The organism is Kumtagia ephedrae (assembly GCF_003012745.1).
GTDB classification, from domain to species: domain Bacteria; phylum Pseudomonadota; class Alphaproteobacteria; order Rhizobiales; family Rhizobiaceae; genus Kumtagia; species Kumtagia ephedrae.
The window spans coordinates 1-24,122 of record NZ_PXYK01000045.1 but is presented as its reverse complement, the minus strand read 5'-3'; the positions used below and the strand labels follow the sequence as shown (position 1 = coordinate 24,122).

The 24,122-nt window shown below is 67.6% G+C and carries 25 protein-coding genes; 15 read left to right on the top strand and 10 right to left on the bottom strand.

The annotated features are described in order from the left end of the window. Positions 1-71 precede the first annotated feature (71 nt). Genes lepB through era form a run of 3 tightly spaced genes read left to right on the top strand, consistent with a single transcriptional unit; the run spans position 72 to position 2,447 of the window. Positions 72-821, top strand: coding sequence for a signal peptidase I (lepB, locus tag C7I84_RS27900; protein WP_106775483.1), 750 nt, complete (start codon positions 72-74; stop codon positions 819-821). A 4-nt stretch (positions 822-825) separates the two neighbouring features. Beyond that, positions 826-1,539: a ribonuclease III gene (rnc, locus tag C7I84_RS27895; protein ID WP_106775482.1), complete on the top strand. Its 714-nt coding sequence runs from the start codon at positions 826-828 to the stop codon at positions 1,537-1,539. Beyond that, entirely contained in the window at positions 1,536-2,447 is a 912-nt protein-coding gene (era, locus tag C7I84_RS27890) for a GTPase Era (RefSeq protein WP_106775494.1), read from the top strand. The genes rnc and era overlap by 4 nt, the downstream gene beginning before the upstream one ends. A 33-nt stretch (positions 2,448-2,480) precedes the next feature. Here the strand turns inward: era and C7I84_RS27885 are convergent, their stop codons facing one another. After that, entirely contained in the window at positions 2,481-2,978 is a 498-nt protein-coding gene (locus C7I84_RS27885; protein ID WP_106775481.1) for a nucleoside deaminase, read from the bottom strand. A 215-nt stretch (positions 2,979-3,193) separates the two neighbouring features. Here C7I84_RS27885 and recO point away from each other — a divergent pair, with 215 nt between their 5' ends. From recO to C7I84_RS27870, 3 genes are read left to right on the top strand one after another with little or no spacing between them, the layout of a single operon-like run. Beyond that, complete coding sequence (gene recO / locus C7I84_RS27880) at positions 3,194-3,943, top strand: DNA repair protein RecO (RefSeq protein ID WP_106775480.1); 750 nt, start codon at positions 3,194-3,196, stop codon at positions 3,941-3,943. Next, entirely contained in the window at positions 3,940-4,458 is a 519-nt protein-coding gene (locus tag C7I84_RS27875) for a PaaI family thioesterase (RefSeq protein WP_106775479.1), read from the top strand. The genes recO and C7I84_RS27875 overlap by 4 nt, the downstream gene beginning before the upstream one ends. Positions 4,459-4,485: 27 nt before the next feature. Continuing rightward, positions 4,486-7,320, top strand: a complete 2,835-nt coding sequence (locus C7I84_RS27870) for a DUF2339 domain-containing protein (protein ID WP_106775478.1) — start codon at positions 4,486-4,488, stop codon at positions 7,318-7,320. A gap of 582 nt (positions 7,321-7,902) precedes the next feature. Here C7I84_RS27870 and C7I84_RS27865 read toward each other — a convergent pair. Then, complete coding sequence (locus C7I84_RS27865) at positions 7,903-9,141, bottom strand: MFS transporter (protein WP_106775477.1); 1,239 nt, start codon at positions 9,139-9,141, stop codon at positions 7,903-7,905. Between the two features lie 223 nt (positions 9,142-9,364). On the opposite strand from C7I84_RS27865, the gene C7I84_RS27860 reads away from it, so the two are divergent. The 6 genes from C7I84_RS27860 to C7I84_RS27835 all read left to right on the top strand — a co-directional run bounded on the left by C7I84_RS27860 (position 9,365) and on the right by C7I84_RS27835 (position 14,361). Then, a complete protein-coding gene (locus C7I84_RS27860; protein WP_106775476.1) occupies positions 9,365-9,883 on the top strand; it encodes an RNA polymerase sigma factor in 519 nt (172 codons plus the stop codon). Further along, positions 9,880-10,662, top strand: coding sequence for an anti-sigma factor family protein (locus C7I84_RS27855; protein WP_106775475.1), 783 nt, complete (start codon positions 9,880-9,882; stop codon positions 10,660-10,662). Before C7I84_RS27860 ends, C7I84_RS27855 begins: the two co-directional genes overlap by 4 nt. Before the next feature lie 159 nt (positions 10,663-10,821). Next, positions 10,822-11,319, top strand: coding sequence for a GNAT family N-acetyltransferase (locus C7I84_RS27850; RefSeq protein WP_106775474.1), 498 nt, complete (start codon positions 10,822-10,824; stop codon positions 11,317-11,319). A 57-nt stretch (positions 11,320-11,376) separates the two neighbouring features. Next, positions 11,377-12,840: a RimK family protein gene (locus C7I84_RS27845; protein ID WP_106775473.1), complete on the top strand. Its 1,464-nt coding sequence runs from the start codon at positions 11,377-11,379 to the stop codon at positions 12,838-12,840. 124 nt (positions 12,841-12,964) lie between these two features. Beyond that, entirely contained in the window at positions 12,965-13,861 is an 897-nt protein-coding gene (locus C7I84_RS27840) for a calcium-binding protein (protein WP_106775472.1), read from the top strand. Between the two features lie 110 nt (positions 13,862-13,971). Continuing rightward, positions 13,972-14,361: a DUF4087 domain-containing protein gene (locus C7I84_RS27835; protein ID WP_245428644.1), complete on the top strand. Its 390-nt coding sequence runs from the start codon at positions 13,972-13,974 to the stop codon at positions 14,359-14,361. A gap of 67 nt (positions 14,362-14,428) precedes the next feature. Here C7I84_RS27835 and C7I84_RS27830 read toward each other — a convergent pair whose 3' ends face one another. The 3 genes from C7I84_RS27830 to ygfZ all read right to left on the bottom strand — a co-directional run bounded on the left by C7I84_RS27830 (position 14,429) and on the right by ygfZ (position 17,082). Next, complete coding sequence (locus tag C7I84_RS27830; RefSeq protein WP_165816251.1) at positions 14,429-15,379, bottom strand: phosphatase PAP2 family protein; 951 nt, start codon at positions 15,377-15,379, stop codon at positions 14,429-14,431. Between the two features lie 183 nt (positions 15,380-15,562). Beyond that, entirely contained in the window at positions 15,563-16,213 is a 651-nt protein-coding gene (locus tag C7I84_RS27825) for an HD domain-containing protein (protein WP_106775470.1), read from the bottom strand. Next, entirely contained in the window at positions 16,210-17,082 is an 873-nt protein-coding gene (gene ygfZ / locus C7I84_RS27820) for a CAF17-like 4Fe-4S cluster assembly/insertion protein YgfZ (RefSeq protein ID WP_106775469.1), read from the bottom strand. The genes C7I84_RS27825 and ygfZ overlap by 4 nt, the downstream gene beginning before the upstream one ends. A 77-nt stretch (positions 17,083-17,159) precedes the next feature. Here ygfZ and C7I84_RS27815 point away from each other — a divergent pair, with 77 nt between their 5' ends. Then, positions 17,160-18,494 (top strand): dihydroorotase, encoded by a 1,335-nt coding sequence (locus C7I84_RS27815; protein ID WP_106775468.1) that lies wholly within the window; start codon positions 17,160-17,162, stop codon positions 18,492-18,494. A 44-nt stretch (positions 18,495-18,538) separates the two neighbouring features. On the opposite strand, the gene C7I84_RS27810 is transcribed toward C7I84_RS27815, so the two are convergent. The 4 genes from C7I84_RS27810 to C7I84_RS27795 form a co-directional block, all read right to left on the bottom strand. Next, complete coding sequence (locus C7I84_RS27810) at positions 18,539-19,342, bottom strand: hypothetical protein (protein ID WP_245428643.1); 804 nt, start codon at positions 19,340-19,342, stop codon at positions 18,539-18,541. 79 nt (positions 19,343-19,421) lie between these two features. Continuing rightward, a complete protein-coding gene (locus C7I84_RS27805; RefSeq protein ID WP_106775491.1) occupies positions 19,422-19,679 on the bottom strand; it encodes a hypothetical protein in 258 nt (85 codons plus the stop codon). Between the two features lie 143 nt (positions 19,680-19,822). After that, a complete protein-coding gene (locus tag C7I84_RS27800; RefSeq protein ID WP_106775467.1) occupies positions 19,823-20,200 on the bottom strand; it encodes a TIGR02301 family protein in 378 nt (125 codons plus the stop codon). Positions 20,201-20,260: 60 nt separating this feature from the next. Continuing rightward, a complete protein-coding gene (locus C7I84_RS27795) occupies positions 20,261-20,671 on the bottom strand; it encodes an NUDIX hydrolase (RefSeq protein ID WP_106775466.1) in 411 nt (136 codons plus the stop codon). Between the two features lie 189 nt (positions 20,672-20,860). On the opposite strand from C7I84_RS27795, the gene C7I84_RS27790 reads away from it, so the two are divergent. Continuing rightward, a complete protein-coding gene (locus tag C7I84_RS27790) occupies positions 20,861-21,622 on the top strand; it encodes an SOS response-associated peptidase (RefSeq protein ID WP_106775465.1) in 762 nt (253 codons plus the stop codon). Positions 21,623-21,798: 176 nt separating this feature from the next. Here the strand turns inward: C7I84_RS27790 and C7I84_RS27785 are convergent, their stop codons facing one another. Continuing rightward, on the bottom strand, positions 21,799-21,945 hold the full coding sequence (locus C7I84_RS27785; protein ID WP_106775464.1) for a transcriptional regulator: 147 nt from the start codon (positions 21,943-21,945) through the stop codon (positions 21,799-21,801). 473 nt (positions 21,946-22,418) lie between these two features. Between C7I84_RS27785 and cysS the strand changes: the two genes are divergently transcribed. Further along, positions 22,419-24,065 (top strand): cysteine--tRNA ligase, encoded by a 1,647-nt coding sequence (gene cysS, locus C7I84_RS27780; RefSeq protein WP_106775463.1) that lies wholly within the window; start codon positions 22,419-22,421, stop codon positions 24,063-24,065. Positions 24,066-24,122 lie beyond the last annotated feature (57 nt).

Below are 24,122 nucleotides of genomic sequence, written 5' to 3'. Positions count from 1 at the left end.
GAAGCCGGCGGCACGGCGTTGCTCCGCCTGCCCCAAGCCCTTATACCGGAACGATGACGACTGAGGACGACATGAGCGTGGCTGAAAAGACTGCGAAGAAATCCGGCGGGCTTGGCGAGACCGTCAACGTCATCGTCCAGGCGCTGCTGCTCGCCCTGGTGATCCGCACCTTCCTGTTCCAGCCCTTCTCGATCCCGTCGGGGTCGATGCGACCGACCCTGCTCGAGGGCGACTATCTGTTCGTCACCAAATGGGCCTACGGCTATTCGCGCTACTCGCTGCCGCTTTCGCCCAATCTGTTCTCGGGGCGCATCTTCGGCAGCGCGCCGGAGCGCGGCGACGTCGCCGTCTTCAAGTTCCCGCCCAACCCTTCGCTCGACTACATCAAGCGGGTCATCGGTCTGCCCGGCGACCGCATCCAGATGCAGGACGGCCAGCTCTTCATCAACGGCACTGCCGTGCCGCGCGAGAAGGTCGGGCAGATCACCAACCCTGACATCACCGAGGTCGACCGGCCGGTCGACGTCTATCGCGAGACGCTGCCCAACGGCGTCTCCTACGACACGCTCGACCTGACGCCCAACGGCATCGGCGACAACACGCGCGAATACATCGTGCCCCCCGGCCACTACTTCATGATGGGCGACAATCGCGACAACTCCACCGACAGCCGCTTCACCGTGGGCTACGTGCCGGAGGAGAACCTCGTCGGCCGCGCCAACATCATCTTCTTCTCCATCGCCGAGGGCGCGAGCCCGCTGGAGATCTGGAAATGGCCGACCGACATGCGGCCGTCGCGGCTGCTCAACTTCGTCCGCTAGGGCCATGGCGCTGAAGCGGCCGACCGGGGAAACGCTCGCCGCGGCCCTTCACGAGCGCACGGGACACGCCTTCCGCGACATCCGGCTGGCCGAGACGGCGCTGACCCACTCCAGCGCGGTCAAGGCGGTGGTCAACAATGAGCGCCTGGAGTTCCTCGGCGACCGCGTGCTCGGGCTGGTGGTGGCGGACATGCTGTTCCGGCTGTTTCCGGAGGCGCGCGAGGGCGATCTGGCGCCGCGCTTCAACGCGCTGGTCGATGCACGCACCTGCGGCGCCGTCGGGGCGGAGCTCGGCCTCGACCAGCTGATCCGCGCCGACGCGGCGTTGAAGGCCAAGGCCGGCAAGGCCCGCAACTATCTGTCCGACGCGGTCGAGGCTCTGATCGCCGCCATCTATCTCGACGGCGGCATGGAACCGGCGCGCGCCTTCATCCTGCGCTGCTGGGAGCCGCGCTCCCGCACGGTCGTCGACAAGCCGCGCAACCCCAAATCCGAGTTGCAGGAGTGGCTGGCGCAGGCCAACGGGGCCCGCCCCGAATATGTCATCGAAAGCCGCGAGGGCCCCGACCACGAGCCGATCTTCACCGTCATGGTGACCGTTTCCGGCTTCGCCTCCTCGCGTGCCAGCGGCCCGTCGCGCCGCGCCGCCGAAGAGGCGGCGGCAACCGCTTTTCTCATTCGCGAAGGCGTGTGGACCGCCGAAAGGGCCGCATCATGACCGAAACCCAGCCTGCCGAGACCCGCTCCGGCTTCGTCGCCATCATCGGCGCGCCAAATGCCGGCAAGTCGACCCTGGTCAACCGGCTGGTCGGCGCGAAGGTGTCGATCGTCACCCACAAGGTGCAGACCACCCGCGCCATCGTGCGCGGCATCGCCACCCATGGCGCGGCGCAGATCGTCTTCGTCGATACCCCCGGCATCTTCAAGCCGCGCCGCCGCCTCGACCAGGCGATGGTCACCACCGCCTGGGGCGGCGCCAAGGACGCCGACATGGTGATGGTGCTGATCGACGCCGAGCGCGGCATCCGCGGCGACGCCGAGGCCATGCTCGACAGGCTGAAGGACGTGCGCCAGCCGAAGATCCTCGTCCTCAACAAGGTCGACCGGGTGAAGCCGGAGACGCTGCTGACGCTCGCCAGGGACGCCAACGAGCGCGCCGATTTCCAGCGCACCTTCATGGTCTCGGCGCTGACGGGAACGGGCTGCGACGACATCCTCGACTATCTCGCCGCCGCGCTGCCGGCCGGGCCCTGGTACTATCCCGAGGACCAGCTCTCCGACCTGCCGATGCGCCAGCTCGCCGCCGAGATCACCCGCGAAAAGCTGTTTTTGCGGCTGCATCAGGAGCTGCCCTATTCCTCCCATGTCGAGACCGAGAAATGGGAGGAGAAGAAGGACGGCTCCGTCCGCATCGAACAGGTGATCTATATCGAGCGCGACAGCCAGAAGAAGATCGTGCTCGGCGCCAAGGGCGAGACCATCCGCGCCATCGGCCAGGCCGCGCGCAAGGACATTTCCGAGATTCTGGAGCAGCCGGTGCACCTCTTCCTGTTCGTCAAGGTGCGCGAGAACTGGAGCGACGATCCGGAGCGGTTCCGCGAGATGGGGCTGGAGTTTCCCCACTAAGTTAGCGCATCCCATCGCGTTTCGACACGCCCGCTAGGTCGGGCGTGCAGTGTTGCGCTCTTCGTGAAAGCGGTGGTGCAGGGCGCGGATCTCCTCCGCCAACTCCGGCGCTGGACCCTTCACGACGACGTTCGGCGCGACCTGCTGGATCGGCAGCGGTGCGACGGGAGCCGCGGCAACGCCAAGTTCCGCGAGCCAGTCGACAAGCTGCGCGGAAGACGCGGCATAGACGATGCGGCCGAGTCCGACCCAGCCATGCGCTGCGGAGCACATCGGGCAATGCTCGCCGGAGGTGAAGACGGTCGCCTTTGCCCGGTCCTCCGGAGTCATGTTGACGGCTGCCCAGCGCGCCAGCTCGAATTCCGGATGCCGCGTCTGGTCGCCGCCGGCAACGCGATTGTGGTCTTCCGCCAGCACGGTGCCGTCGGCCGCGACGAGAACCGATCCGAACGGCTCGTCGCCTTTCTCCAGTGCTTCGGCGGCCAGCTCCACGCAACGGCGCAGGTGCCGCAACTCAATATCATCGAACATTGTGACCTCCACCATTCCAGAGAGGATGAGCACCAGGGATATTAGCGCCCGTCGGGAGAAAGTATGCAGTGGGTTTCGGGACAAACACTTGTGGCGAATCCAAAACCGTTCGGCGCGGTAGGGAAGGCAACCGAATGCCCGGTCAGCCATATGATTTGCCGGCACCAGACGCCCCACCTTGATCTTGCCTTGCTTTCCATGAAAGGCTCCGCGCCATGGAATGGCGCGACGAAGGCATCATCCTCGGCACACGCCGGCATGGCGAGACGTCTGTCATCCTGGAGGTGATGACGCGCGGCCATGGCCGCCATCTCGGCCTGGTGCGCGGCGGGCGCTCGCGCAAGCAGCAGCCGCTGCTGCAGGCCGGCAACCGTGTCGACCTGGTCTGGCGGGCCCGTCTCGACGAGCATCTCGGCACCTTCCAGGCGGAGGCGGTGGAGCTCAACGCGGCAAGGCTGTTCGACAGCGCTGCCGCCGTCTTCGGCCTGCAGACGATCGCCGCGCATTTGCGGTTGATGCCCGAGCGCGACGTGCATGCCGGCCTCTACGAGACGCTGATGCTGCTGATCCGCCATCTCGACGAGCCGCTGCTCGCCGGCGAGCTGGTGGCGCGTTTCGAGCTGATGGTGCTGGAGGAACTGGGCTTCGGCCTCGACCTTTCCGAATGCGCGGCAACCGGCGCGCGCACAGATCTCGCCTATGTCTCGCCGAAATCCGGCCGGGCGGTATCGCGGGCCGCCGGTGCGCCTTGGCAGGAAAAGATGCTGGCGCTGCCCGGCTTCCTCGTCGACGGGCCGGGCCGCCGTGCCGATCCGGCGGCGCTCGACCAGGCGTTCCGGCTGACCGGCTTCTTCCTGGCAAGGCATGTCTACGAACCGCGCGGCGTCGCCGAGCCGGAGGCGCGCGCCGCCTTTCTAGGCGCGCTACGCAAGGCGGCAGGCCCGATCGGAGAAAATGCCGCATGAGCGAAGTCGAATTGTTTCCGGGCCATGTCTCGCGGCTTGGCCTCGGCGTCATCCCGCGCGACGACTTGACGAGCATGCCCGGGCTGGACCTGCTGCGCCGGATGATCGCCGGCGAATACCCGGCGCCGCCGATCGCCGGCACGCTCGCCTTCACCTTGACCGAGGCCGATCCGGGCAGGGCGGTGTTCCGTGGCCTGCCGGGCGAGCGTCACCTCAACCCGCTCGGCGGCGTGCATGGCGGCTGGGCCGCGACGCTGATGGATTCGGCACTCGCCTGCGCCGTGCACACGACGCTGAAGGCCGGCGAAGCCTATACGACGGCCGAGTTCAAGGTGAATTTCCTGCGCCCGATCACGCCGGAAACGGGCGAGGTGGTGTGCGAAGGCAAGGTCGTGCACCGCGGCCGCACATTGGCGGTCTCGGAAGCCACGCTGAAAGACGCCGCCGGCAAGCTGCTCGCCTTCGGCACCGAGACATGCTCCATCTTCCCCGCCGCCAGGCTGGCGGGACGCTAAGGGGCCGCGGGCGAGGGGGCGCGGGACATGATCGACAGTTTCTTCGGTCTGCTGACCATGGTCGGCGTGGTCGTGTTGATCGTCACGGTCACGCGCCTCCGCGAGCGTGTCCGCCTGCTTGAGCGGGAGATCGGCGCGCTCCGCTCCTCCGTGTCGTCCCCGCCGGAAAAGGAAAAGGCGCAGCCCAAACCCGCGGGTGCAACCGAGGCATCCGCGGCGGCGACGGCGGCGGCAGCCGTGTCGTCGGCGCAAGAAGCCGGGATCGAGGACGAGCCCGGCCTTGCGGCGCTGCGACAGCCCGCGACGGCTGCCGCCGCAGCCTCGGCGACCGGAGCTGCGCGGCAGGAAATGGCTATAGGCTCCGAAGCGGTTTCCGACGAGCCCGACGCCTCGACGCCTGACGCCGAACCGGCAGCTCCTGTTTCCGAGCCGGCCAGCACCGGAGCGGACACGGCCGCCGAGGAAGCGAAGCCTGCCGAGGCCGCACCCGCCCGGCAGCGGCCAGACATCGAGACGGCGCTTGGTACCCGCTGGGCTGTCTGGATCGGCGGCATCGCGTTGGCGCTCGGCGGCATCTTCCTGGTGCGCTACACCCTCGAGGCCGGCCTGTTCGGGCCGGGCGTGCGCCTGCTGATGGCAGCCCTTTTCGGCTTGGCGCTGCTCGCCGCCGGCGAGTTCGTCCGCCGCACCGGCTTTCGCGTGCCGGTTCCCGGCATCGCCGGCGCCTATATACCGGCGATCCTCACCGCGGCCGGCGCCTTCACGCTGTTCGGCACGGTCTATGCCGCGCATGGCATATACGGCTTCATCGGACCGGCCGCCGCCTTGTTCCTGCTCGGCGCGGTCGGTATCGCGACGCTGGCGCTGGCGCTCGTGCATGGCCAGGCGCTGGCCGGTGTCGGCCTGCTCGGCGCGCTGGCGACGCCGGTGCTGGTCGCCTCGCAATCGCCCAACACCTGGGGGCTGTTCGGCTATCTGGCGGTCGTTCTGGTCGCATCGATCGCGATCGCCCGCATCCGCCGCTGGCTTTTTCTCGCCGCGGCCGCGTTCGCCGGCGTCGGCCTGTGGTGCCTGGTCTATCTGGCGGAGGTGGAGCCGGCCGATCTCTGGATCGTGCTGTTCATCAACGCGGTCATGCTGGCCACGCTCGCCCTGGTCTGGATCGGCGGCCGCGACAAGGAGCCGTGGGAAACTGTCCGCAATGCCGTCCCGGCCGCCGTTCCCGCTCTTTTCGTGGCGCTCTCTGCCGCCGTCCTGCTGCTCGATCCCGCCCTGCGGCCGAGCGGCGGCCTTGCCGGCGGCACGGCGCTTTTCGCCGCGATGGTCGCCGTCGCCGCCTGGCGCGCCGAGGCCCTGCCGCTGCTTTTCGGGGCCGCCATAGGTGCCGGGCTCGTCTTCCTGCGCGTCGGCCTGTCCGGAACCTTCGCGTTCGAGCTGATGGGTGAGCCGGTGGAAGTCGACGGGTTTGCGGTTCTTCCCTCGACCAACGCGCTGCTCTACCCCGGCCTTGCCCTGGCGGTGCTGTTCCTCGTGGCCGGCCTGTGGCGGGCTCGCGCGCTCATCGGAAGCCTCATGGCGTCGGCCACGTGGGCCGTGGCCGCGGCGGCCGTTCCCTTCGTGATCCTGTGCTCGCTCTGGGTGGCGCTCGGCAATCCGGATATCGACCTGCGCCACGCCTTCGCCGCACTGCTGCTCGCCGGGCTGCTCGCGGCCGGCGCCGGGCAGGCGGCGCGCCGGGAAAACCCGGCTTCCACGGGCGGACCCGCCGTCTCCATCCTGCTCGCGGGTGGCTTCGCGGCGCTCCTCGCCGCCATCCACATGGCGTTCGGTCCGGGCCTGACCACCATTCTCGCCGGCGCCGCCGCGATGCTTCCGGCACTCGCCACGCGGCGGCGCGCCTGGCCGGCGCTCGGCTGGCTGTCGGCGGCGGCGGTGGTCATCGTTCTCGTGCGCGTCGCCGGCGATCCGACCATCGTCGGCTGGATGCGGCTCGGCACCACCCCGGTCTTCAACGCGCTGCTGCCGGGATACGGCATCCCGGCGCTGGCCTTCGGCTTCGCCGCCTGGCAGCTGGCGCGCACCACCGGCGGCCGGCCCAGGCTCGCGATGGAGGCGTCGGCGCTGTTCTTCGCGCTGCTGACGCTCGCCATGCTGGTGCGCCACGCCATGCATGGCGGCATCATCGACACGGGCACGCTCACGCTGGCCGAGCAGGCGATCTACACGCTGATCGCCCTTGCCGCCGGCGCCATCCTGATCTCGCTCGACCTCAAGGCACCGAGCCCGGTGCTGCGGCATGCCTCGCTCGGCATCGGCGTGTTTTCCGTCGCGGCCATCGCCACGCAGCACCTCCTGCTGCTCAACCCACTGTTCACCGACGAATCGACCGGCGGCATCCCCTTCTTCAACCTGCTTTTCCTGGCCTATCTGCTGCCGGCTGCCGCCTGCGCGGCGCTCGCCTGGTATGCGCAGGGCCGGCGGCCGCCATGGTACTCGCTCATGCTCGGCATCGCCGCCGCGGCGCTCGCCTTCGCCTACGCGACGCTGTCGGTGCGCCGCCTGTTCCAGGGCGAGCATATCGGCTTCTGGAGCGGCATGGAGCCGCTCGAGACCTACAGCTATTCGGCGCTGTGGCTGGTCATCGGCGTCGGCCTGCTGGCGGCCGGCGTGCGCACCGGCTCCTACCTGACGCGCGCCGCTTCCGGCGCGGTGATCGCGATTGCCGTGGCGAAGGTGTTTCTGTTCGACATGTCGGCGCTCGAAGGGGTGCTGAGGGCTCTGTCCTTCATCGGGCTGGGCGCCGTGCTCATCGGCATCGGCCTGTTCTACCAGCGGTTGCTCGCCAGGGCGGCGGCGGGTTAGGTCATGAGTTGGTGCCGGGGACAGTTTACTTTTTTCCGCCCGCGCTGGCCTTGAAGCGGCACAGCTTTTCTGCGGAAAGAAAGTAAACTGTCCCCTGCGGCCGATCTTCATCGTCGCCACGCTGCCTTTCGGCCCTGGCCATTGAATCTCCCTTGCGGGAGAAGTGCGGGAAGCGGGGCGCGGGGCCGAGCCTCTCAAATTAAGTACGTGGCGCGGTGACCCGCGCCCCGCCGGCGTTCTTGCCCGTCCGCTAGCGCTGCATTCGCGCAGGTGTCGCGGCTGGGGCCCGGGTCTCCAGCTCACGCCAGCCGCGCTACCGATTGCACGACCGACCCGGCGCCGACGCTCCCTCCTGATACCCGGTGCGCACCAAGTTCCCGCAGGGAGCGGCTTTCGAGTGCAAGTATAGTGGAAGCGGAAGGGAAGGGGAGAAAACGCCCGCGAAAAGCGATGCCTGCAGATGTGAATTCGCGGCGAGTGAGAGGTAAGTGCCGGGGACAGTTTACTTTTTTCCGCAGTAGGGCACGGCCGCTCGAGGGCTGGCACGGGCGGAAACAAAGTAACTGTCCCCTGAGAGAAAACCTACTCCGCAGGCGCCATCGCCAACCGCTCCACCGGCTTCTCGCGGATCGGCCAGTGCACGATCGCGGCGAAGATGCCGAGCGCCACGCCAAGCCACCACACCGGATCGTAGGTGCCGAAGCGGTCGTAGAGATAGCCGCCGAGCCAGACGCCGAGGAACGAGCCGACCTGGTGCGACAGGAACACCACGCCGCCCAGCAAGCCGAGATGGCGCGTGCCGAACATGATGGCGACCAGCGCGTTGGTCGGCGGCACGGTCGAGAGCCAGAGCAGGCCCATCACGATGGCGAACACGATGACGCTGGCGGGCGTCTGCGGCAAGAGCAGGAAGGCGGTCACCGCCACCGAGCGGGCGATATAGATCAGTGCCAGGAAGATCGGCTTGGGATAATGCTGGCCGATGACGCCGGAGGCGAGCGAGCCGATGATGTTGAAGAAGCCGATCAGCGCCAGCGCGATCACGGCGTAGCTCGCCGAGATGCCGATGTCGCCGATATAGGCGGGGAAATGCGCGGTGATGAAGGCGACCTGGAAGCCGCAGACGAAGAAGCCGGACACCAGCAGCACGTAGCTCGAATGGCCGAGCGCCTCGCGCAGCGCCTGGCCGACGGTCTGCTGGAACGCCGCCTGCGCCTGCTGGGCGCTGCCGTGCGAGTTGCCGGCGAGCGGCGCCGCGAGCACGGGGATCACAAGCATGGCGATCGCCATGTAGACCAGCGTTTGCGACCAGCCGAAGGCGTCGATCATGCCCTGGCTGATCGGCGCGAACAGGAACATGCCGGCCGAGCCGGCGGCCGTACCGATGCCGAACACCAGCGAGCGTTTCTCTGGCGGGGTGTGGCGGGCGAAGGCGGCGAGCACGATCGAGAAGGACCCGGCCGCCACGCCGAGCCCGACCAGCACACCGCCGCCGATGTGCAGCATGGTCGGCGAATCCGCCGTCGCCATCAGGAGGAGGCCGGCCGCGTAGAGGATGCCGCCCAGCGCCAGCACCCGCCAGGTGCCGTAGCGGTCGGCGACTGCGCCGAAGACAGGCAGGCCGAGGCCCCAGAACAGGTTCTGGATCGCCATGGCGAGGCCGAAAGTGGTGCGGTCCCAGCCCTTTTCGGCAAGCATCGGCAACTGGAAGAAGCCCATGGCCGAACGCGGCCCGAAGGTCAGCGCCGCGATCAGGCAGCCGCAGACGATGATTGCCCAGGGAAACGGCCGCGCCCCCGCCGTGCTGCTCGCCGATGCCATTGCCTGCCTCCTGTGATGCGCGGCATCCTATCCGACCGGCCATGCCGGCCGAAATGAATTGCGTAGACGTACCGTTCAGTTTCATTGATGGATTGGGAAGAATTTGCCCTTTGCCGGCGTTCTTGTGGCAGGCAACGAGCGGCCCGGCCTCCGTCGCCGAGGGCTTGTCCGACAGAGCGAAATCGGTTGAAGTCGGAAAGAGGGGGCGGTGCGAGCGTCGCGCATGGACGACAGGCGGAGAGCGATCCTGGAAGAGATCCCGCGGCTGCGCCGTTATGCGCGCGCGCTGCTGCGCGATGCCGACCGCGCCGACGATCTCGTCCAGGACTGCCTGGAGCGGGCGCTCGGCCATCTGGATAACTGGCGCACCGGCGAAAGCCCGCGCAAATGGCTGTTCACGATCATGCATCACCTCTTCGTCGATCAGATGCGCAGGGAGAAGCGGCGCGGCGAGGCCGCCATGCTGCCGCTCGACGGCCATGAGGCGATGTCGGTTGCCGCCGACCAGACCGAGGACGCCGCCTCCCGCGAGGTGCTGCAGGCATTGCAGGCGATCAGCCCGGAGCGGCGCGCCGCCATCCTGATGGTGTCGGTCGAAGGTTTTTCCTACGCCGAGGCCTCCGTCATCCTCGGCGTTCCCGCCGGCACGCTGATGTCGCGCATCGCCCGCGGACGCGACGACCTGCGCGCCTTGCTCGAAGACGGCGCGCGCCGACGCTCGATCCGGGTGGTGGACCGATGAGCGACCGCGATTTTACCGAGCGCGACATCCACCTGGCGCTGGACGGCGAACTGCCGAAGGACGAGCGTCCCGCCTACGAGGCCTGGCTCGAGGCCAATCCGGAGCGCAAGGCGCGCGCCGCCCGCCTGGCCGACGATGTGGGCCTGCTGCGCGCGGCGGTGGCCGGCGTGGCCGAGGAGCCGCTGCCCGAGCGTCTGACGGCCGTCGTAAAGGAGCGCGCGAGCGAGCCGCCACGCGCCGTCTGGTGGCGCAATGCTGCGGCTGCGGCTGCCGTCTTCGTCGCCGGGGCGCTTGCCGGCTATCTGGCCGGCGGCCTGCCGCTCGGCGGGGAGGGGGAGGGCGAACGGCTCGCCGACGATGCGATCGCGGCCTATGCGACCTATGCCGCCGATCCGGCGCATGCCGTCGAGGTGGCGGGCGGCGACAGGGACTATCTCCAGGACTGGCTGTCCAAGCGGACGGGGTTGCGGCTGGTCGCGCCCGACCTCACGGCGCAGGGCTTCGAGCTTCTTGGCGGCCGCATCCTGCCGGCCGGGCACAAGGCGGCGGCGCTTCTGGTCTACCGTAACAAGGCCGGCGAGCAGGTGTCGATCTACATGATGGCCGAAGGCAGGGAGAAGGCCAGGGGCACCTATGCCGCCGGAGAGACGGGGCCGGTCGCCATCTGGTGGCTGGACCAGGGTTTCGGCTGCGCCATCGTCAGCTCCCTGCCGGAAGGGCGGCGCGACGAGGTGGTCGGCAGCGCCTGGCGCCAGATCAAGGAAGGGCTGGCTGGCTGATCCTGCCGGCCTTCGGCCAGGGCAAGGCCGGAGGCATCCGGGCCAGTCACAATTCGGCCCGAATCGCGGTGCGATTTCGCGCACGATGCCGCGTCGGTTTATGACTCTGCAGGGTGCGCCGTGTCCGCTTCTCTCGCCGCAGAGGTTTCCCCGACCGCAATGACCCTCGACATCCGCCCGGCCCGCGCGTCCGATCTCGACGCCCTCGTGGCGGTGGAGGACGCCGTCTTCGCTGAGGACCGTATCTCGCGCCGGGCGTTCCGCGGGCTGATCGCCAGCCGTAGTGCCGAAGTGCTCGTCGCCGAGGAGGCGGGCAGGGTGGTCGGCTGCTGCGTCGTGCTGTCCAGGGCCGGCAGCCGCAGGGCGCGGCTCTATTCGATCGCGGCGGCGCCCGGCCGTTCCGGCGTCGGCCGGCCGCTGCTCGCCGCCGCCGAGCGAGCCGCCGCCGCGGGTGGCGCGGCGACGCTGCGGCTGGAGGTGCGCGAGGACAATCTTCGCGCCGTCCGCCTCTACGAAGCCTCCGGCTACCGGCCCTTCGGCCGCATCGACGGCTACTATGCCGACGGCGCGCCGGCGCTGCGCTTCGAAAAGCCGCTGGCGGAGGTGGCGCATGCATCGCCTGCGCCGCCGGGGGCGAGCGCGCCGCCGCCCGCCTGAGGCCACCGTGCCGCCTCGCCGCATCAATCCGCAACGCCTTGGCAAATGGGATTCTCGATGAGCTGGGTCATTCTGACTGGCCGCAACAGCGATCTCGAACAGATCGACACGCCGCACAAGATCATCACCAACCGCGACTACCTCGCGCATCCCGCGCTGTTCCGCGGTCAGCGGCCGAAGGTCATCAACCTGTCCAACACATACGCCTATCAGAGCCGCGGCTACTATGCCTCGCTGCTCGCCGGCTCGCGCGGCCACAAGGTCATCCCGACGGTGGAGACGATGATCGACCTGTCGGAGCGCAAGCTCTACGAGAACGCGCTGCCGGAGTTGGAGACGGCACTCAACAAGTGCCGCAAGGACCTCGGCGGCGCCTTTCCGGCCAAGGTCTTGATTTTCTTCGGCATAGGTCCTTCCAAGGCGTGGGACCGTTTCGCCAAGCTCCTGTTCGACTGGTTCCGCGCGCCGGCGCTGGAGGTGACGATCAAGGACAGCCAGCAATGGGCGTCGATCCACAAGATCGGGCTGCACTCGCTGGCGCGGCTGGCGCCGGAGGACAAGCCGCGCTTCCTCGCCGGCCTCGAGACCTATACGGGCCGCGAATGGCGCGATTCGCGCACGCGCACCCCTGCGCGCTACAGTTTCGCGACGCTGGTCGACCCGCACGAAGAGCTGCCGCCGTCGGAGATCGGCTCGCTGCGGCATTGGGCGCGCATCGCCGACAAGATGGGCGTCGAGGTCGAGCCGATCACCCGGCGCGACCTCGCCAAGCTCGCCAACTACGACGCGTTGTTCATCCGCGAGACGACGGCGATCTCCAACCACACCTACCGCTTCGCCCGCCGAGCCCAGCAGGAGGGCATGCCGGTCATCGACGACCCGCTGTCGATGATCCGCTGCACCAACAAGGTCTATCTCAACGAATTGATGGCCTTCAACAAGATCCCGGTGCCGCCGACCGTGATGATCGCCGGCCCGGCCGACCTGCAGCTCGCCGCCGACACGCTCGGCTTCCCGCTGGTGCTGAAGATCCCCGACAGCTCGTTCTCGCGCGGCGTCAAGAAGGCGTCGACCTTCGAGGAGCTGAAGACGCTGGCCGAGGCCTGGCTGGAGGAGTCCGATCTGCTGATCGCGCAGAAATTCATCCCGACCGATTATGACTGGCGGGTCGGCGTGCTCGGCGGCCAGCCGCTCTTCGCCGTCCACTATCTGATGGCGCGGCACCACTGGCAGATCGTCAACCACAAGGCCAACGGCAAGCCGGACCAGGGAGGCATCAAAACCTTCACGCTGAAGGAGGCGCCGCCGCATGTGGTCGAGACGGCGGTGAAGGCGGCGCGCTGCATCGGCGACGGCCTCTACGGCGTCGACCTCAAGGAGACGAAGGACGGCGTCTTCGTCATCGAGGTCAACGACAATCCCAATCTCGACCATGGCTGCGAGGACACCGGCGAGAAGGACGAGGTCTGGGTGCGGCTTACACAATGGTTCCTCGACCGGCTCGATCGGCAGGGGCGGTAGAGGCGCGCAGGCGCCCTTTTCGAATTTTCGAGCCTGCCGGGAATAAGGCCCGGCACCTCCCGTTTCTCCCACCGCAAGACGGTGACCACATCAGCCGGTCCCCGTTCCCAACGGAGAGACGACAATGGCGACCATCATCGGCAATGACGACGCGAACCGCATCACCGGCACCTCGGCTGCGGACAAGCTTTACGGCCGCAGCGGCGACGACCTGATCTACGGCCGCGACGGCAACGACCTGATCTATGGCGAGGCCGGAGGCGACCGCCTCTATGGCGGCAATGGCCGCGACACCATCCGCGGCGGCGGCGAGGACGACCGCATCTACGGCGAGGCCGGCGACGACGTCCTCTATGGCGACGCCGGCAACGACTTCGTCTTCGGCGGCGACGGCATCGACCGCGTCTATGGCGGCGAGGGCAACGACCGTCTCGACGGCGGCGACGGGAACGACACGCTGTACGGCGGCGACGGCAACGACAACATCACCGGCGGCATCGGCAACGACATCATCTCCGGCGACGATGGCAACGACCGCCTCGATGGCGGGGCCGGCACCGACACGATCCGCGCAGGCGAGGGCAATGACGACGCCTATGGCGGCAGCGGCTCGGACCTGATCTATCTCGGCGTCGACAACGACCGCGCCTGGGGCGGTTCCGGCAACGACCGCATCTATGGCGAGAACGGCGACGACTATCTCAGCGGCGGCAGCGGCAGCGACCTGCTGAGCGCCGGCGCCGACGACGACACGCTGTTCGGCGGCACCGGCCATGACCGGCTGTGGGGCGGCGAGGGCGACGACACGGCGCTCTGGCTGAACAACCTCGACGAGTTCAACTTCCGCCGCACCGACGCCGGCATCGAGGTCATCCACGCCCGTGGCGACCGCACCGAAGGCACCGACCTGCTGGTGTCGGGCGTCGAGACGCTGAAGTTCGACGGCCAGGAAGTGTCGCTGGACGACATCACGGCGGCGCTGGGCCGCTCCGGCTACGCCACCGGCGACGACTTCGTCTGAGCCGGCGAGCGGTGCGCCACCTCCTGCGGCGCCGGCATTCCGCTGCCGCAGGGGGCTTCTTCTGGCCGAACCTTCTGCTACCATGAGATGTACCGTGCGGAGGAAGGCACTTGAGACACGGCTCGACGATCCTCCTGGCTGCCTGCGCGATGGCCGTCGGCCTGGCCGCGACGGCCGCGTATGCGGCCGAACGGCGCTGCGGATGGTATGTCAACCCGACGCCCGGCAATCTGTGGCTGGTCGACAAGGATGCGACCTGGACGATCACCTCGCAGGGCGAGGCGGAAGGGCCGGACGCCCGGGGCGTCGACAACGCTCCCGACTTCGATTCAAAGCAGTTCATCGAGACCAACGTTCCGGGTTCGGGGCATGGCTATGGCTGCGCATGCATGACGGTCGAGACCGATGCGGAGGACCAGCGCATCACCCGGGTCTTCGCCGGCAAGATCCTTCCGCTGTCGAAATGCAAGGCCGACAGGAGCCTGCCGCCGCCGGCTTGAGTCGGGGTGCCGTGTCGCTTGAGCCGGCGGAATCGGGCGGACCGCTGAAAAAAACCCTGGCGCCGGCTTACGTCGCCGATCCTTCCGGCCTGCGGGTCTGCTTGCGCACCGCCATCCGGACGGCGGTTCGGGCTCGGACCTTGACCGGCCTGACGAGCGGTTCAGCCGACAGGAAGTAGCGGCCGGTCAACCACCAAATCAGGCCCACCACCAGCATGGAAACATAGCCGTCCACCGCATAGTGCCAGCCGGTATAGACCGAGCCGAACTGCATGATGGCGAGGAACGTCCAGCCGGCGATCGCCAGCGAGCGCTGGAAGCCGGCGAGGAAGAGTGCGTTGAGCGTGGCGATGGCGATGTGCATCGAAGGCATTGCCGAGATGCCGCTGCCGAAGCTGGCGGCCCGCCCGTCATAGGTCTCGATCAGATAGGCGGCGAACCGCTTCACCGACAGCGGGCCGTCGGCTTCCAGCGTGTCGGCGAGATGGTCGAAGCGGTAGCCGCCGTAGAACCGGTCGTAGAAGATCGGGCCGACCGAGGACAGCGCCGTCGCCATCGCGGTGCCGACGACCAGCGTGGTCAACGCCAGTGCCCACAAATAGCGCTCCTTGCGCGCGCCGCCGTTCCACAGCGCGACATAGAGCAGGATGCCGAACCATTGGCCGAACCAGACGACGGAGTAGAAGAAATCGACGATGCCGGATGTCAGCCCGCGCGGCAGCTTGTGCAGCAGCCGCCACGGCTGCTGCCCGTGCAGGAGGTCGTCCAGATTGGCAAAAAACGGATCGGCGTAGAAGGGGATCAGCCGGGGTATGTTGAACTTGAACGTGTTGTAGGCGACCACGCCGAGCAGGAACACCAGAACGATCTTGGCCGCCGCGCCGAGCTGAAAGGTGCCAAATATCTTCCTGGCGCCGCTGAGCGGCGCAGCAGGGTTCTCGAGAAACGCAGCGACGCCGATCGTCACCGCGGCGATGATCGGCAGCGAAATGGCAAAGACAATGACGTGCTGCCACAAGACGATGGCAAAGTCTTTTGGAACAAATGCTGCGACGACAGCGACATAGAGTGCGCAGCACATGCCCAGGATATGCAGTGAGCCCGCCCGCACGCCCTGCCGATCTTTTTCTTGTTGTTCGCGTTTCCACCCGAAGGTTCAATGAATTTGTCGCAATCCGAAAGCTTGCGCAAGATGGAATGTTCAGACGGCTTTGCTTTTCACCGAAGATTTCGCGCCTTCGGGTAGACGCGACTTCTCCAGTTCATCGAAGCGGCGCATGAACAGGCGCTGGACATGCTTTACTGAGATCGGCGCGAGATCCTCGGCGGCGAGCGCGATGCCGGCAGGTCGGCCGAAATAGCGCGCTGCCTCGGCCGTGTCGAAGCCGGCGAGGACGGTCGCCTCGAAATAGGCGGCGACCTGGTCGGCGCGCTTGATCTGCTGCTTCAGGCTGCCGGTTCCCGGCGGGGGCAGCGAGAAGCGTTGATGGACGGCGCGGTGCAGGCGCTCCTCGACCGCCTTGTAGTCGCCGCCGACCACCAGCTTGAACGGCGAGATCATGTCGCCGATGACGTATTCCGGCGCATCGTGCAGCAGCGCCGCGAGCCGCTGGTCGGCATTCGCGTCGGGCTGCTGCCGGCAGAAGATCGTCTCCACCAGCAAAGAATGCTGCGCCACCGAGAAGGCGTGGTCGCCGGCGGTCTGGCCGTTCCAGCGCGCCACCCGCGACAGGCCGTGCGCGATGTCGGAGATCTCGATGTCGAAGGGGGAGGGATCGAGCAGGTCGAGCCGGCGGCCCGACAGCATGCGCTGCCAGGCGCGCGGCGGCGCGCCTCGCCGGTCCGCCATCATGCCTCCTCCGCGGCGGTGCCCTGCGGGAAGGTGAAGGTCGCCCAGGCGGGTATGGCGAGCGACAGCACCGCGTCGCCGGCGGTGATCGGCTGGCCGGCATCCATGGCCGCCTTCACCTTGTCGATGCGCACGATGCCGAGCGCCGAGGCACCGGCCGTCGATCCGAGCGAGCCGATCGGCCGTCCGCCGGCGAGGATGTCTGTTCCGGGCGCCGGCAACTCGCCCAGCGCGGAGACGATCAGTGCGCGCCGCCGCGCCGTGCCGCGATGCTGCATGCGCGACACCACCTCCTGGCCGACATAGCAGCCCTTGCGCAGCCCGACGCCGCCGACCTGGTCGAGCAGAACGTCGTGCGGGAAGGCGTCCCCCAGCGCGTAGTCGACGCCGCTTTCGGCGATGCCGCTGGCGATGCGGAAGGCCTGCCAGGCGGCGAGGTCGCCGTCGCCCTCCTGCCGCCGCGGATAGGCGCGCCGGACCGCCGACGGCTCGGCGAAGCGCCGGTCGCGCAGCCCCTCCGCCGGCGTTGAATCGGATTGCGAGGGACTTGAATCATCCTGCCACCAGATCTGCACAAGCGGTTGTTCGCGCTTGGCGATCTCAGCCTTGGCGCGCAGCCGGTAGAGGCTCAGCCGGCGCGCCAGGTCGTCGGCGATGTCGGCGCGGCAATCGAGCAGGAAGCCGCCCGCGCCGTCGCGCGAGATCAGGAAGTCGAACAGGATCTTGCCCTGCGGCGCGAGCAGCGCCCCCGGTTTGACCTCGCCCGCCGCCAGCGCGTCGAGATCGGTGGTGATCACATTCTGCAGGAGATGCTCGGCATCTGGCCCGCTAACGGAAACCAGGGCTCGGTCGGTCAGGAATGCGGTGGGCATGGACGGGCTCGAAGCTTGCAAACGGCAGGGCCATTACGTAAGCCCGGCCGGACAAGCGGGCAAGTGCGGTGACAGACATGGCGGCGACCTACGACCTCATCCTGACAGGCGGCACGGTGGCCAACCATGACGGCGTCGGCCGGCGCGACGTCGGCGTCACCGGCGGGCGCATCGCCGCGATCGGCGACCTGTCGCGGGCGTCAGCCGGCGAGACGGTCGACTGCACCGGCCTGCACATCCTGCCAGGCGTGGTCGACAGCCAGGTGCATTTCCGCGAGCCCGGCCTGGAGCACAAGGAGGATCTGGAGACCGGATCGCGCGCCGCCGTGCTGGGCGGCGTCACCACCGTCTTCGAGATGCCCAACACCAACCCGCTGACCACCAGCGAGGCGGCGCTGGCCGACAAGGTGGCGCGGGCGACGAACCGCATGCATTGCGATTTCGCCTTCTGGGTCGGCGGCACCCGCGACAATGCCGCCGACGTCGGCGAGCTGGAGCGGCTGCCGGGCGCCGCCGGTATAAAAGTGTTCATGGGCTCGTCCACCGGAGACCTTCTGGTCGAGGACGACGGCGGCGTCTTCTCGATCCTGAGGAACACGCGGCGGCGTGCCGCCTTCCATTCCGAGGACGAGTTCCGCCTGCGCGAGCGCGCCGGGCTGCGTGTGCAGGGCGATCCGGCCTCGCACCCGGTCTGGCGCGACAAGATCGCAGCGCTTCGCTGCACCGAGCGGCTGGTGTCGGTGGCGCGCAAGGCCCGGGCCCGCATCCATGTGCTGCACATCTCGACGGCCGAGGAGATCGCCTTCCTGCGCGATCACAAGGACGTCGCCACCTGCGAGGCGACGCCGCACCACCTGACGCTGACGGCCGACGACTATGAGCGGCTCGGCACGCTGATCCAGATGAACCCACCGGTGCGCGCCTCCCGCCACCGCGACGGCGTCTGGCTCGGCGTTGCCGACGGCGTCGTCGACGTGCTCGGCTCGGACCATGCGCCGCACACGCTGGAGGAAAAGGCAAAACCCTATCCGGCCTCGCCGTCGGGCATGACCGGCGTGCAGACGCTGGTGCCGATCATGCTCGACCACGTCAATGCCGGGCGGCTCACGCTGGAGCGTTTCGTCGATCTCACCAGCCACGGCCCGAACCGCCTGTTCGGCATGGCCGGCAAAGGCCGCATCGCCGCCGGCTACGACGCCGATTTCACCATCGTCGACCTGAAGCGGACGGAGACGATCGCCAACGCCCAGGCCGGCTCGCGGGCAGGCTGGACGCCCTATGACGGCAAGCGCGTCACCGGCTGGCCGGTCGGCGCGTTCGTGCGCGGTGCGCGGATCATGTGGGAAGGCGAGATCGTGACGCCGGGCAGGGGCCGGCCGGTGCGGTTTTCCGAGGCGCTGCCGATCGAGTAGTTCCGCCGCGCGGGTCTTGTCGGTGCCGCCAAGAGGCGGCGGGCCTACTCGCCCGCCACGAAGAACGCCCAGCGGCCGGCCGGCGTGATGCCGATGCGGTAGAAGATGTAGGAGCCGTAGGCCTTCATCTCCTCATAGTCCCCGGCCGTGACGATCTTGAACAGCTCGACCCGCTGCGGGCCGGTGAGCTTGTCGATCGGGATCGCGAAGAAATACGGCCATACGTAGAGCTCTTCCGCCGTACCGGCGTCGAGATGGACGTAGCCGGCCGAAAGCACCTCCTCCAGGATCGCAAGAATCTCCTGGCCGTCCTCGTCGCCGGCGAGCCCCTTCAGATATTCGAGCGGATCGCCGTCGATACCGGCCAGCGAAAGCTGGGTCATGTCGTCGCCGGCGCCGAGCAGCGGCCGCAGCTTCTCGATGTCGCCGCTCTTGGCGATGGCGAGCAGCTGGTCGCGCAATTCGCCGACGGCCGGCGGCAGCTTGGAAACGTCATACTGGATTTCCGGCAGCGGCTCGTCCGGTTCGGGCCGCTCGATCGCCTGCTCGGTGTCGGGCCCGGCCGGATCGACCGCCGTCCCCGGCTCGGCCGGCGTCCCGTCGTCCGGCTCGGCCTCCGTCGAGGGGGCGATCGGATCGGGCAGCGGCACCGCCTTGTCGGCACCCTCAGGCTGCGACGCGCCGGGGGCGGGCAGTTCCTCGCGCTTGATCTCGCTGAGGGCGAAGGCGGGCTGTGCGGCCAGTGAGGTGACGATGCCGAGGCCGAGCCCGATCAGGGCCGGCCGGCAGGTCTCGAAGATGCCTCTTTTTGTTCGGGAACGCAGTTGCGCGGGCGTCTTGATGCTCATTCCAACTTCTCCGCGAACGCGGCCCCGCGCCGCGATTCCGGCCAGCCTCATACCATGGATTGCCGGCTTTCGGGGCGACTCAATGTCGCGATTGGGAGGGAGCGAACTCTCCAGCGATCAACTTTTCGCGCATTTTGTCGAGAAGCGAGAGGGCGACCTCTTCGCCATTGCTGCGAAAGATCTCGCCGAGCGCGGTGGCCAGGGCGGCTTCGGCGATGATGTCGGCCTCGATCCCGGCCGAAAGTCCTTCCGCCCAGGCCTCCGTGTGGCATTCGACGGCAGTGAGGCGCTTCTCCTCGCGCACCAAGGCGTCGATGTCACTCGCGTTCTGTTCGATACTCACATCCGCACCCTTCGCATCACTCTTGAATCGCGACCGTGCACGGCCAAGTTGATTCAAATTTTTAATGTCCCGTTAAGGGTTTCTACCACACTTGCCCAGCACTGCACGCCCGCATTGCCGGAAAAGTTAACAGCGTCCTAACTGCCATAGCGCGTCGCGATCTCGCGCGTCAGTTCCTCGCCTTCCTTCATGTAGCGGCCGATCGCCTCCGTCGCCGAGGCCGTGCAGCTCGTGTAGGTGCCCTCGAAGGACCGGTAGCCGCGGTTGAAGCTGGCGATGAAGCGGGCGCGGCGCGCCGCATCGGGATTTTCCGTCGCCAGCAGCTTTTCCATCTCGGAACGCCAGGTGTCGCCGCTCTCGCCGCACAGGTTGCGCAGGAAATGCAGCGATCCGAGGATTTCGGAGAGGCGCAGCAGGCCGCCCTCGAACGGTCCGTCCGCCGCGCGTGCCGGAAAGGACGCGGCCGTGAAAACGACCGCCGACAAGGCGATTGCTGCCGCTGTGACCCGTCCCATGCGCAAACTCTGGCAGATCATTTTGGCGAGGGGAAGGCGAAGAGGGCGCTTGCGCACGGCTCAGCGGAGCACCAGCAGGCGCTCCGCGATCTCCTCGATCGAGCCGGTGAGCGGCAGCGCCCGCAATTCCTCGAGGGTGAAGAAGGCGGCTTCCTCGGCATCGTCGGCGCTCACCGGCTCGCCGCCGACATGCGGCGCTGAAAACACCTGCAGCCGGTAGAGAACGGGCGCGTCGCCGTTGGCGCCGCCCACTACCAGGTCGGCGACGGGGGTGAGCGGGCCGGCCTGCAGGCCGGTCTCCTCGAACAGTTCGCGCCGCGCCGCCTGCTCCAGCGTTTCGCCGGCCTCGACGCGCCCGCCGGGAAAGGCATAGAGCCCGCGTGACGGCGCCAGCCCGCGCTTGACAAGGAGCACGCGGTCGCCGCGCACCAGCGCCACCGACACGGCTGGAATGGGAGCGGCTTCGCTCATGTGGGCGGTCCTCCTGTGCGGTCCGGCGGGACTCATGACCGCGGCGGTTGCGGCCGTCGTCCCGCATCGCCACACTGTTAGCGCATGGCGACGCGAATCGGGACCGGTTTCCCGCATGGCCCGCATGCGCGGTTCAGCTGCCCGGTTCCTTCGCCGGGCTTCGGACAGGACAAGGTGAGGGAAGGCGGCATGTGCGGACGGTTCACGCTGACGGCGACGCCGGACCAGGTCGCGCTGTTCCTGGCGCTGATGGACATGGAGGCGTTCCCGCCGCGCTACAACGTCGCGCCGACGCAGCCGATCCTGATGGCGATCGCCGGTCCGCCGCGCGACCCGGGCTCGAACCTGCCGGACCGGAGGGCGCTGCTGGTGCGCTGGGGACTCATCCCCCGCTGGGCGAAGGATCCGAAAAGCCTGCCGCTGCTGATCAACGCGCGCGCCGAGACGGCGGGCGAGCGGGCGGCGTTCAAGGTGCCGCTGCGGCACCGCCGCGCCCTCGTTCCCGCGACCGGCTTCTACGAATGGAGGACCGTCGGCCGCACCAGGCAGCCCTATTTCCTCAAGCCGCGACAGGGCGGGCTTGTCGCCTTCGCCGGCCTGATGGAGACCTATGCCGACCCGAACGGCTCGGAGATCGACACCGGTGCCATTCTCACCACCGAAGCCAGCCCGGACATTGCGTCGATCCACAACCGCATGCCGGTGGTGGTGCGGCCCGAGGATTTTTCGCGCTGGCTCGACTGCCGCCGGCTGGAGCCGCGCGACGTCGCCGACATCATGCGGCCGGCCGAGCCGGGCCTGTTCGAGGCGATCCCGGTGTCCGATCTCGTCAACAAGGTCGCCAACACCGGCCCGGAGATCCAGGCGCGTGTCGCCGCCGTCGAGACGGTCGCCGCCGCGGAGCCCAGGCGCAGGCTGCCGCCCGACGATGGCCAGCTCAGCCTGTTGTGATCGGCGCCATGGCGCTGGGATCTGTCGTCGGCGGCGTGCATCAAACCACCGCCCGCTGAGCAGGCGGCTGGCAACCGGTCAATGGTTTCTCAGCTTTGCGATCCCCCGGCCCGCGGCCGCGTTCAGGATCGCCCGTCGGCCTCGCCCTTTGGCGGGGAGGCGTCCTCGGCCGTGCTTCAGGCCTTGGCCGGCTTTGCGGGCTTCCGCTTCTTCGCCGCGGCGACCGCCGCCGCGATGGCCGCAGGGCCGATCGCACGGTAGTGCTTGACGAGGCTTGCATATTGAGCGCGGGCCCGTTCGGCTTCGCTCTTGAGGATGGACATTTTACTCTTCCCTTGGGTAGGTCCTGCTGCCGGTCACGTGGGTGTCGATTTTGACGAATCCGTGGCCGGCACTCCTACATTCTCCGACAATTCGAACGATTATGTATAGGCATGCTTAAGGAAAGCTTGTCGGTGTGGCTTTCCCGACACGACCGCCTCCGGCCGCGTTCTGCCCAGCTTTTAATTTAGCCGGAGAATGCAACGAAAAGGTGCCGCTCGTGCGGCGATGTCGTAACATTCGCGCGCGGCCTGTCGCATTTCGCGATCAGGTGCTTGACGAAAACGCCGGCGCGGCGCCATAAGGCGGACCATGAAAACGACGATCGCCATTTGCGGCATCTGCATTATCGGCTAGCGCTGTCGCTGGTCCGGTCGTTTTCGCTCATCCTTCTCCGACACGAAAACCGTCCCGGCCAGCAGGCTGGAGCTTGCGCCGTCCGGCGGAGCTCCTTGAAAACGGATCGGGACGGACGATGACGGACGGCAAGGGTTTGCGGCTCACCAACACGCTGACGCGGGCGAAGGAGGATTTCGTCCCGATCGACCCCAAGAACGTGCGCATGTATGTGTGCGGGCCGACCGTCTACGACTTCGCCCATATCGGCAATGCCCGGCCGGTCATCGTCTTCGACGTGCTGTTCCGCATGCTGCGCCATCTCTATGGCGAAAACCACGTCACCTATGTCCGCAACATCACCGACGTCGACGACAAGATCAACGACCGGGCCTTGCGCGACTTCGGCGGCGAGATCGCCGCCGGGCGGCTCTCGCTCAACGAGGCGATCCGCCGCGTCACCGAAAAGACCGCCACCCAGTTCCACGAGGACGTCAGGGCGCTCGGCTGCCTTGCGCCGACGCACGAGCCGCGCGCCACCGAGTTCGTCGAGCCGCGCGCCGACGGGCGCGCCGACATGATCTCCCTGATTCAGCGCCTCATCGAACGCGGCCATGCCTATGAAGCCAAAGGCGAAGTCTTGTTCGACACCGGCTCGATGCCGGATTACGGGCAGTTGTCGAAACGCCCGCTCGACGAGCAGCAGGCCGGCGCCCGCGTCGCCGTCGACGCGCACAAGAAGAACCCCGGCGACTTCGTTCTCTGGAAGCTCTCCTCCCCCGAGGAGCCGGGCTGGAACTCGCCGTGGGGCCGCGGCCGCCCCGGCTGGCACATCGAATGCTCGGCCATGTCGGCCGCCTATCTCGGCGAGGTTTTCGACATCCACGGCGGCGGCCTCGACCTGATCTTCCCCCACCACGAGAACGAGATCGCCCAGTCGCGCTGCGCCCACGATACCGACGTGATGGCCAATTACTGGCTGCACAACGGTTTTCTGCAGGTGGAAGGCCGGAAAATGTCGAAAAGCGAGGGCAATTTCGTCACGATTTTCGAACTGCTGCATACGGAGAAGTTCGGGGGGCGGAAGTGGCCGGGCGAGGTGCTGCGGCTGGCGATGCTGATGACGCATTATCGCGAGCCGATCGATTTTAGTGTGAGGCGGCTGGAGGAGGCTGAGAAACTCTGGCGGTCATTTGCCGGTATTGCTAGAGAATATGTCTCTCAGCCAGAAATAGATCCAGAGTTCGTTGGTTTCTTACGAGATGACCTGAATATTCCTAGCGCAATTGGACGACTGCATGAGTTGCGCGCTGCCGCCACAGACGACGTTCATTCCGGCAGGCGATTATTGGGTTCACTGAGGCTCCTCGGACTCTTCACGCAATCCTTCTCTCTTAAATTTCAGCTTTACACTCCTGCTCCAATTTCGACTCTGTCTGTCGATGAACTTCTCGATAGCAATTCGTCATTGGCGGGAGACATCGAGTTGGAATTGATTGCTGGCAATCTTCAAAGGCGCGGCGATGAGGCCCTTTCGCTAGTGCAAGGTTTGCGATCGTTCGCAAAGGGTACGACGTTATTGGACTATCGCAATCTGAAGGAACGGGGCTACGACTTTTCAACGTTGAACAAAATGCGCAACAGCCGCCTCGCTTTCATCCGCGACAAGAACTGGGAGGAGGCCGACCGCATCCGCGACGAGCTTCTGGTCGAGGGCATCCAGCTCAAGGATGGCAAGGACCCGAACACCGGCGAGCGCGTCACCACGTGGGAGGTGAGGCGGTGAGGGCGGTGCGCGCCACGGTGGACAGGTCGGCGGGACAGCACCCCCCTCTGTCCTGCC

Excerpts from the sequence above, each read along its gene's own strand:
- lepB (WP_106775483.1), top strand. The coding sequence starts at position 72 with ATGAGCGTGGCTGAAAAGACTGCGAAGAAATCCGGCGGGCTTGGCGAG.
- rnc (WP_106775482.1), top strand. The coding sequence starts at position 826 with ATGGCGCTGAAGCGGCCGACCGGGGAAACGCTCGCCGCGGCCCTTCAC.
- era (WP_106775494.1), top strand. The coding sequence starts at position 1,536 with ATGACCGAAACCCAGCCTGCCGAGACCCGCTCCGGCTTCGTCGCCATC.
- C7I84_RS27885 (WP_106775481.1), bottom strand. The coding sequence starts at position 2,978 with ATGTTCGATGATATTGAGTTGCGGCACCTGCGCCGTTGCGTGGAGCTG.
- recO (WP_106775480.1), top strand. The coding sequence starts at position 3,194 with ATGGAATGGCGCGACGAAGGCATCATCCTCGGCACACGCCGGCATGGC.
- C7I84_RS27875 (WP_106775479.1), top strand. The coding sequence starts at position 3,940 with ATGAGCGAAGTCGAATTGTTTCCGGGCCATGTCTCGCGGCTTGGCCTC.
- C7I84_RS27870 (WP_106775478.1), top strand. The coding sequence starts at position 4,486 with ATGATCGACAGTTTCTTCGGTCTGCTGACCATGGTCGGCGTGGTCGTG.
- C7I84_RS27865 (WP_106775477.1), bottom strand. The coding sequence starts at position 9,141 with ATGGCATCGGCGAGCAGCACGGCGGGGGCGCGGCCGTTTCCCTGGGCA.
- C7I84_RS27860 (WP_106775476.1), top strand. The coding sequence starts at position 9,365 with ATGGACGACAGGCGGAGAGCGATCCTGGAAGAGATCCCGCGGCTGCGC.
- C7I84_RS27855 (WP_106775475.1), top strand. The coding sequence starts at position 9,880 with ATGAGCGACCGCGATTTTACCGAGCGCGACATCCACCTGGCGCTGGAC.
- C7I84_RS27850 (WP_106775474.1), top strand. The coding sequence starts at position 10,822 with ATGACCCTCGACATCCGCCCGGCCCGCGCGTCCGATCTCGACGCCCTC.
- C7I84_RS27845 (WP_106775473.1), top strand. The coding sequence starts at position 11,377 with ATGAGCTGGGTCATTCTGACTGGCCGCAACAGCGATCTCGAACAGATC.
- C7I84_RS27840 (WP_106775472.1), top strand. The coding sequence starts at position 12,965 with ATGGCGACCATCATCGGCAATGACGACGCGAACCGCATCACCGGCACC.
- C7I84_RS27825 (WP_106775470.1), bottom strand. The coding sequence starts at position 16,213 with ATGATGGCGGACCGGCGAGGCGCGCCGCCGCGCGCCTGGCAGCGCATG.
- ygfZ (WP_106775469.1), bottom strand. The coding sequence starts at position 17,082 with ATGCCCACCGCATTCCTGACCGACCGAGCCCTGGTTTCCGTTAGCGGG.
- C7I84_RS27815 (WP_106775468.1), top strand. The coding sequence starts at position 17,160 with ATGGCGGCGACCTACGACCTCATCCTGACAGGCGGCACGGTGGCCAAC.
- C7I84_RS27810 (WP_245428643.1), bottom strand. The coding sequence starts at position 19,342 with ATGAGCATCAAGACGCCCGCGCAACTGCGTTCCCGAACAAAAAGAGGC.
- C7I84_RS27800 (WP_106775467.1), bottom strand. The coding sequence starts at position 20,200 with ATGGGACGGGTCACAGCGGCAGCAATCGCCTTGTCGGCGGTCGTTTTC.
- C7I84_RS27795 (WP_106775466.1), bottom strand. The coding sequence starts at position 20,671 with ATGAGCGAAGCCGCTCCCATTCCAGCCGTGTCGGTGGCGCTGGTGCGC.
- C7I84_RS27790 (WP_106775465.1), top strand. The coding sequence starts at position 20,861 with ATGTGCGGACGGTTCACGCTGACGGCGACGCCGGACCAGGTCGCGCTG.
- C7I84_RS27785 (WP_106775464.1), bottom strand. The coding sequence starts at position 21,945 with ATGTCCATCCTCAAGAGCGAAGCCGAACGGGCCCGCGCTCAATATGCA.
- cysS (WP_106775463.1), top strand. The coding sequence starts at position 22,419 with ATGACGGACGGCAAGGGTTTGCGGCTCACCAACACGCTGACGCGGGCG.